The sequence below is a fragment of the Paenibacillus phytorum genome, from assembly GCF_013141715.1.
GTDB lineage: Bacteria > Bacillota > Bacilli > Paenibacillales > NBRC-103111 > Paenibacillus_E > Paenibacillus_E phytorum.
Genome location: NZ_WHOA01000228.1, coordinates 1 through 7,801, shown reverse-complemented (window position 1 = coordinate 7,801; position 7,801 = coordinate 1). Strand labels below are relative to the sequence as shown.

The following is a 7,801-nucleotide window of genomic DNA, read 5'->3' as shown; positions in this document are numbered from 1 at the left end:
AGGTCTCTGATTTGCTGGAAGAAAGTAAAATAAAAATATTCCAATTATTATCATAGGTGGCATTAGAATAAAATACTTCTTGTTATACACCTTCATCCCCTCCCTTTTGTTTAATACTAACAAAAATACCATCCTTTTGTTCAACTAAACTCCAGTTAGCCGAATAGGCCACCGAGCGATTCACCGGTAGCCAAGATAATACAACCACATTACGCTAATGTTTTCCGTTATTTTAACGACCACTTGTTTTCCATTCACATCTTATATCCATCTACGCCTGAGATCCGAACTGAAATAACAATCGTAGGAAGCCTTCGTTAGTCTACGTTCCCTAACATATTCAGCTAGTGAATGTCCCACCAAGGCTTGGAATATTCGATGGAAATGATATCGTGGAAAACGCGTCTTCCAACGAAATCTCCTCGGTCAATTTACTTTCTAAGTACGCTACTGCTTGTTGCATTGGATCGTAGTATTTCATCGTCTGGCATTCCTTTCTTAGAGTTCTGCATCTCTAATCCAGATACGCTTAAAACTTAAATGTTTTGATTCTTTTGCAAATTAGATCCCATGGTGTATTTATTTGTTTGCCATCGGGAATGGGATAAAGTTCTTGTCATCCGACAATTGTTTATCCAGGGCGCCAGCACCTACACTCTGTTCAAATGCACTACACAAAACGGGGCCCCAAATAATAAGGACCGCGTTTTGTGTCTGGACGACGCTCAGAATCTTAATCTAACTATATAAGCATCTTCAAATACCTTCATCACAATGCTCATTGGTGTTTATGGTTTTCAACCTACATAATTCCCGCTTTAGTTTTGAGGATCATTCCATACCTTTCATAACTTTATAAATTTCATTAATCAGGTACACAGATCATTTTTATTGCTAGTGTAAAATTGAGGTGCCATTTGTTGGACCGGGTACATGTGGTGGGATGTTTCTACGTAAGGCATAGTTGGCTGCCCAGGGGACAAATGATGAGATGTTCCCTGATATGGTTGGCGGAAAAAGAAGGGATTACCAAATGGGCCTCCAAAGCCAAACGGGCTTCCAAAACCTCCAAAGCCAAATGGGCTTCCAAAGCCTCCAAAGCCAAATGGGCTTCCAAAGCCCCCAAAGCCAAATGGGCTTCCAAAGCCTCCAAAGCCAAATGGGCTTCCAAAACCTCCATGCCCAAAACCTCCATGACCAAAGCCTCCGTGCTCAAAACCTCCGTGCCCAAAACCTCCGTGAAAGCCCATATTTGTTGTCCTCCGTTTATGATGATATAGAAACATTTAACCATGTATTGTATGGGCTTCTGTCATAACAAGTTCGTAGTTAGATGTAAAATAGGCCTTTTGGATTTTCACACTCCCAGGTATTGAACTCTTCTGTCAAATCGCTCAACAGGCTACCAATGTTATGCCGGCAGCCTGTGTCATGGTGCTATAGTTTCCCGTTAATCATTCTCATTAGCATATTTTTAAGTCTATTTTTTTTCTTCACGATTTCAATTGGTCGCATCATATCGTAATCTTCATGTTCGAGCATGTGACAATGCCATACAAAAAGTCCAGCGAAAGGATCGAATCTCGCGATAAAGGAGGTAACTGAACCAGCGGGAGCACGAATTGTATCTTTAAATCCCCTCTCATTAGGTTCAGGAGGACGCGCAGGTCCTGTAAATTCAAGTTTACCTGTGGCTTGGAACTGAGCAACGTCAAAAGGCTGGCGCTCTAGAATCTGCATGTCAACGACATGCAGATGAATGGGATGGTCATCCGCAGTCTGATTGATTAACCGCCAGATCTCAACAGTTCCTAAGTCCATTTTCTCGGATATAGGGTCATTCCATATTTTACCATCAAGTAAATTCAACGATCTTCCATATCCATCCTCCACCCTAATGAGTGTAAGATCTCTTGTCTTTATTGCCATCTCCGTAGTAAGGAAATCGATTTTCGTTAACTGATCCGGAAGGGAACTGGTATCTTTTCCTTTTAACGGAGTGGTTACTCTAAACTGCATTACATCGGTTGTTTCTGGGGAGGCACCCTTGAAGACATTTTTAAGAATGATCGTCTTACCATAGGATCGAGAAAAATCGATGATCACATCCGCCCGCTCAGTCGTTAGAAGGAGAATCTCATTCATTTTCACTGGTTTCTCCAGTAATCCTCGATCGATTCCAATTTGATAAAATGGCTGTCCAGAGTCCAGTTTGAGTGTAATAGCTCGACTATTACAATAATTTAAAATGCGAAATCGGTATTTTCTCGGTTCTACTTGTAGATAGGGGGATACTTTGCCGTTTACCAAAATGTAATCTGCGTCAAAAGGTGTAACAATTGAAGGATAAGGAAGACGATGATTGTTTTTATCCGGAGTAGCAGGGTAAAAGAGCGAACCGTCCGGGTCAAACGAACGATCCTGAATCATAAGCGGGATTTCATATTTCCCCACCGGTAGATTCAGGGATCGTTCATGCTCATCACGAATGATAAAAAAGCCTCCAAGTCCCGCATAATTGTTCAATCTCGTAATACCCATTGTGTGGTCATGATAAAATAATGTAGTGGCTTCAAGGTTGGGATACTCGCATACTTTTCTTTGAAACTTAGGCCCTGTTTGTTCAAAATTTCTCGTAAACCAAGCATCCGGGTACCCATCGCTATGATCATGCTGTTTTCCGCCGTGTAGATGAACCACAGTCCTAACCTGTGGAACTGTTTTTTCTGCACCATGAATGGTCGTATCGATGGGGAGAAAATGCTTTTTGGGCAGATCATTCATCCATTTGACATATGACGTTTCACCCTTCATTACGTCGAAAGTAGGGCCCGGGTACATACCATTGTAGCCCCATAAGCGGGTAGGCCCTAGATCACGATGCAGTTTTTGTGTAAATTCCCTCATGGTCACTTCATAATACGAACCTTTCTTGTCTCGTTTTATCGGGGAAATGGTTTTGGGAATCGGCAGTTTATCGACGAATTTTTGAAGTTTTACTTTTACGGGCATATGAGTGGAGACCTCCTCACGGTTAATACCTTAAGAAAGCGTATGAACGACAGATGTCCCACTATGTTTAATTGTCGATTTTTCCTTAATCTATTCCAAAACAATTAATGATTTTATAGATGCATCATTACTCGTTCTGTAAGCTTGGAATATTTTCCTCGGAAACCATGAAACTATCCCGACCTTTAGTTGAGCGACGAACCTTTATTACGGGAACGCTACAGACCGAGCTATCGGCAATAATGTCTTGTCCAAAATCCGCATACGATATATGTCCTTGTCCACCGACAGCTATTGGTGAGATTTCCGAACGACCTCTTGCATCTGTACACGTCTTCTTTCAATGATTTTTGGAATAGGCATGACTATACTTAAAACGGTTCGGCCACACCTTATCCTAGCCGCGTACATAATCTATTATCAAATAAGCGGCCCAGAGGTGGATTAGGATGAACTATTATTGTCCCCAGTACGGTGTTTGGCGTGAATACTGCATGCCAAGTAGTCACTGGCTACGTATGAACTATTACGCTGAAAGAAAGGATTCAACTATCATCGATGAATGGAACGCTGTTCCCGTTCCTCCTCCCCCTCAGCTGCAATCCGTTTCAGTGGACCCCAAAACAAGTGCACTCCTAGTTTTGGATATGGAGACCACTATATGTAATAATCCTCGTTGTATTGCCTCCATCTCTAAAATTAATCAACTATTGGCGAGAAGTCGTGAATGTGGCATGCTTGTCGTCTATAGCCTTACACATACGGGAAGCCTATCGGATATTGCCGCGCAGATAGCCCCCTTGCCAAGTGATCCTGTTGTGAAATCAAACGTTGATAAGTTCTACAAAACTGATTTAGAACAAATACTGCATGATCATGGCATTAAAACCGTTCTGATTACCGGTTATGCAGCTAATGGCGCAGTCCTTCATACAGCCACCAGTGCTGCATTCCGGGGATACAATGTCATTATTCCAGTTGATGGAATGTCAGCTCTCAATCCTTATGCTGAACAGTATACCGCCTGGCATATGGTAAATAGCCCTGGAACCCGAAACCGGGCCACTTTAACAAAAATCAATCTGATACATTTTAGTCATCCATACCGGCGATCCGAGGTCTGGGAACTCGGAGCATCCAGTAAAGCCCATTCTCCCTCATAGGAGTGCTAATACTAAGGCTCCAAGAAGTTAACACTCAATTGTTATACCACGCTATTCTGCCCTTTCGTTGAATAGAAAAAAGAGACCCACAGCAACGGGCTGAGGGTCTAAATATATATTTAAAAGGGGGTCGAGTTTTATTATAGGCTTGATTCATTAATGCCACATGAATTTAAGATTTCAATTTTGTTACAATTACTTAACTCTCGTTATCCGTTAGTTCAGCTGTGCTAGCGGCAACCTATCTCACATCTAGATTGAACCACTTACAATATTTCAAAAACAACATTTCTTTATAGTAATCGTCAACCATCCAAAGTGCCTTTTCTAACGAGTACTTATAAAAGTCCAACAAATCAGTCTCGATTGATTGCAATTTTTTTATTAAATCATCTCTGTTATATTCGATATAATACATCTTTTGCAACTCTTGCTCAGATAAATCTTTTCTCATTACACCAGAAAAATCGTCAGACCAAATCCTTACCGTATTATCTACGTATTCTATTGATGGGAAAGGATCGTGGCCAAGCCATATACCCTTCTTACTAGAAGGCTGATCAAAATATGGATCTTGTATTATCGCATTAGTTGCCGGGCCCTTGCGTACAAGTCCGTAAAAAACGTCCCTTGTTTTCCAAGTCCCTTACAGCCTAGCTATCCGTTCTGAACTTAGGTGCTTCCTCTAAGCCTGTGAGATCGATGCCGCCATTTCAGTGCGGAAAGTTTTGCTTTACGCCACTCACCCATCGTTTGAAAGTACACACGTTTCCGTGTGCTCTAACTTTAGACCTGTACATTCGGAAGTTCGTCAGTTCACTTCTGTGCGAGCATCCTCACCATATCCAGTTTTTCAGCCGCGCGACATATCCGTTGGCATACCTTTTCCAATAGAATGGCTACAGCCTTCGTTCTTCGAATCTACCTGATCTTCACACCTCATGTTCTGATAAACAAGACGCGAGCAGGAGTATTGGCGAGATTGTTTCGGGATACATGGTTCCGTCATTACCATTCTTGATTGTAAAGTTGAGATTACTCCTTGGAATCTCCTACTTTTCACGCTGTTTGGCGCTTATAACAGAACTTGTCGTACTTCTACGTTAGCTGAATAAACTGTTATTTTTTGTATGCACAAAATATGGTTTTTCCAAACTTCCACTTCAAGCCCCTCATATCCTCATGAAAACCACATTTCCGCTAAATATTTTGGCTGGGTAAATATCACACAATTTTTCCCGCGGTACTATCGATCAGAGACGGATCGTTTGTATTCGTGCTTTCGTTCGTATGAAATGTTGGACTAAAGAAAGTATCTCCCGAGGCTGAACCTGCATTTATCTTGGCACTGCTGGATAGTATGATAATAGCGCCATCTCCATTTTGGACATGAAGATATACGTCTAAGCGCTCGCGCCTATTGGAACATCCTCTGGGTCGGTATCTCGATGCGATAAAACAAGGAGCAGTTCTGCCACGGCAGTTGCTCCACCTTGTTTTGTCCATCTATAGTAACCCGTTGGCAATTGCGGAGACCCATTTTTCTTCTTTTGAGTAAAACCTTAAAGATTAATAATTACTCTTACGCACTATGCATTCGTGGCGGAGGGAGTACAACATTGATGATATACTCCCCTGCATTTCAATCGATCTTTCAATACTCCCCGCACCTCAATGCTACTTACGAGGTATAAGATAGGGTGCCATTCCCATTGCAATAACTTGATGCCCCTTATCATTTGGATGGATGGGCAAAGATCCGCTCAAGGCATCCTCAATTTTTCCATTTCGATATCCATAGATAAGATTTGCTTGTTTACCTTCGAACCAAGTATGAGCGGGAGCAATACTTACATCGAGACTTTGGACGAGCTCTTTCGTTATACGATTAAGTTTGTCTACTGACTCAACAGCAAGAGGACTGTTAGGGAATGGGTTGTACTGCGTGCAGCAGATGATGCGGGCATGGCATCCTTTTTTTATTTGGGATACAATGGCACCTAGGTTGCGTCTATAGTTTGCTGCAATTTGTTTTGCGGCTAACGGCTGCTGATTTCGAAGTGAAATCAATGCTGCGTTTGCTAAATCCACGCCTCCGATCCATATAGAAACAACATCAGCATGCCGAATAACTGATGCCCCCCGCCATATCACTGAATCTAACAGATCATCGCTAGTCCAACCAGGGCGAGCCATAACATAACAAGTAGCCTTATCGGAGCTTGAATTTAATGTAGATACGGTCAATTGGGGATAAGCATTTGCAAAAGAGGAGGCATTTTCCCCAAATGTGATGGAATCTCCAAGAGCTGCATAGATCATAGCAATATTACCAACTCCTCGATTAATCTTACATACAACGCAAATAACCAAAATGAAAGATCAGTGTAATGATCGATTTTTTGCTTACACCTGTATTTCATCAAGTGCATCTTATAGGTATAATATTGCAATTATGCTTAGGTTGTGTGGGTAATAATAAGTATTGATTCAATTAAGATTGTTACTAGTACTCTTCGGAGAAAATGAAGCGATGCTCGAGTGACATCAAAAATGTGACTTACACTCGTAGATGCCCAGTGGCAATATTTTCGGACAGGGGTTCGACTCCCCTCAACTCCATATGCTAAATCTATAACAAGGAGCATAAAGATAATTTCTATATGCTTATCGTAACGGCCAGAACGTAGTTCTCGATATTTTCGCGACGAAGTGCGGGATTTCCAGCATTTCGAAGCAGTTGGCCTTTTTGTGCGTGGACACATATGGGGAATTTGAGGCTTTTTTTCCCGGGTGTTACTCGGCTATTTTGAAAAATGCTGATCTGGCTTCCGGTGGTACAAATTCACAAACACCAACATAGCTGCCGTCACTCAGCTGCAGGGACCATCCGAATTCTTGTTTACGAATGCCGATATTCCAACACTCAATTTGGTTCATACGTCCAAGCAATCACTATTTAACGAACATATTTTATTCCGTAGTGACAAATCAACAGAGGGGAATGAGTAAACATGGGAGCAGTAGGTTATGGTGCAAGTTGTGCAGGTTACGGTTCAAGCACAGCAATTGTCTTGGTTCTTTTTATTCTTTTGGTTATTATCACAATGACTTTTGCATGGTAATTCCTTAATCCAACACAAAGAACAACGAGAAAAAACGGCCGTGAAATAAAATACGGGCCGTTTTTTCTCATTGTTCTTATCATAAAAAAAGTCACCCTTAATCAGGGTAACTTTTTTATGGTAAATGAAGGGTGAAATATGAGTTGAGTGGCTGTGGAGGCTTAATATATAAGATTCAAATTTATAAATAATGCGTGGACACATAGGGGGAATTTGCGGTTATTTTCCCCGGGTGTTACTCGGCTATTTTGAAAATTGCAGATCCGGCTTCCAGTGGTACAAATTCACAAACACCAACATAACTGCCGTCACTCACTAGCAGAGACCATCCGAAATCTTTTTTACAAATGCCGACTATTCCAACACTCAATTTGGTTCATACGTCCACGCAATCACTATTTAACGAACATACTTTATACCGTAGTGACTATTCAGCAGAGGGGAATGAGTAAACATGGGAGCAGTAGGTTATGGTGGAGTAGGTCATCATCATCATCATCA

General features: G+C 41.6%; 6 protein-coding genes and 1 pseudogene. 3 read left to right on the top strand and 4 right to left on the bottom strand.

Annotation, left to right across the window (positions count from 1 at the left end):
• Positions 1-303 precede the first annotated feature (303 nt).
• Positions 304-399, bottom strand: a pseudogene (locus GC098_RS41850) (AraC family transcriptional regulator); the annotation flags it as partial.
• Positions 400-1,007: 608 nt separating this feature from the next.
• Here GC098_RS41850 and GC098_RS31525 point away from each other — a divergent pair.
• On the top strand, positions 1,008-1,280 hold the full coding sequence (locus GC098_RS31525; RefSeq protein WP_171647675.1) for a hypothetical protein: 273 nt from the start codon (positions 1,008-1,010) through the stop codon (positions 1,278-1,280).
• Between the two features lie 157 nt (positions 1,281-1,437).
• Here GC098_RS31525 and GC098_RS31520 read toward each other — a convergent pair whose 3' ends face one another.
• Positions 1,438-3,012 (bottom strand): multicopper oxidase family protein, encoded by a 1,575-nt coding sequence (locus tag GC098_RS31520; RefSeq protein ID WP_171647672.1) that lies wholly within the window; start codon positions 3,010-3,012, stop codon positions 1,438-1,440.
• Between the two features lie 449 nt (positions 3,013-3,461).
• Between GC098_RS31520 and GC098_RS31515 the strand changes: the two genes are divergently transcribed.
• A complete protein-coding gene (locus GC098_RS31515; protein ID WP_171647670.1) occupies positions 3,462-4,175 on the top strand; it encodes a cysteine hydrolase family protein in 714 nt (237 codons plus the stop codon).
• 1,677 nt (positions 4,176-5,852) lie between these two features.
• Here GC098_RS31515 and GC098_RS31510 read toward each other — a convergent pair.
• Both GC098_RS31510 and GC098_RS31505 read right to left on the bottom strand, forming a co-directional pair.
• The gene (locus GC098_RS31510; protein ID WP_171647668.1) at positions 5,853-6,497 is read right to left on the bottom strand and encodes an SGNH/GDSL hydrolase family protein; all 645 of its coding nucleotides are present in this window, start codon (positions 6,495-6,497) and stop codon (positions 5,853-5,855) included.
• A 474-nt stretch (positions 6,498-6,971) separates the two neighbouring features.
• The gene (locus tag GC098_RS31505; protein WP_171647666.1) at positions 6,972-7,115 is read right to left on the bottom strand and encodes a hypothetical protein; all 144 of its coding nucleotides are present in this window, start codon (positions 7,113-7,115) and stop codon (positions 6,972-6,974) included.
• Positions 7,116-7,189: 74 nt separating this feature from the next.
• Here GC098_RS31505 and GC098_RS31500 point away from each other — a divergent pair, with 74 nt between their 5' ends.
• Positions 7,190-7,300: a YjcZ family sporulation protein gene (locus GC098_RS31500; RefSeq protein WP_171647325.1), complete on the top strand. Its 111-nt coding sequence runs from the start codon at positions 7,190-7,192 to the stop codon at positions 7,298-7,300.
• Positions 7,301-7,801: the final 501 nt, after the last annotated feature.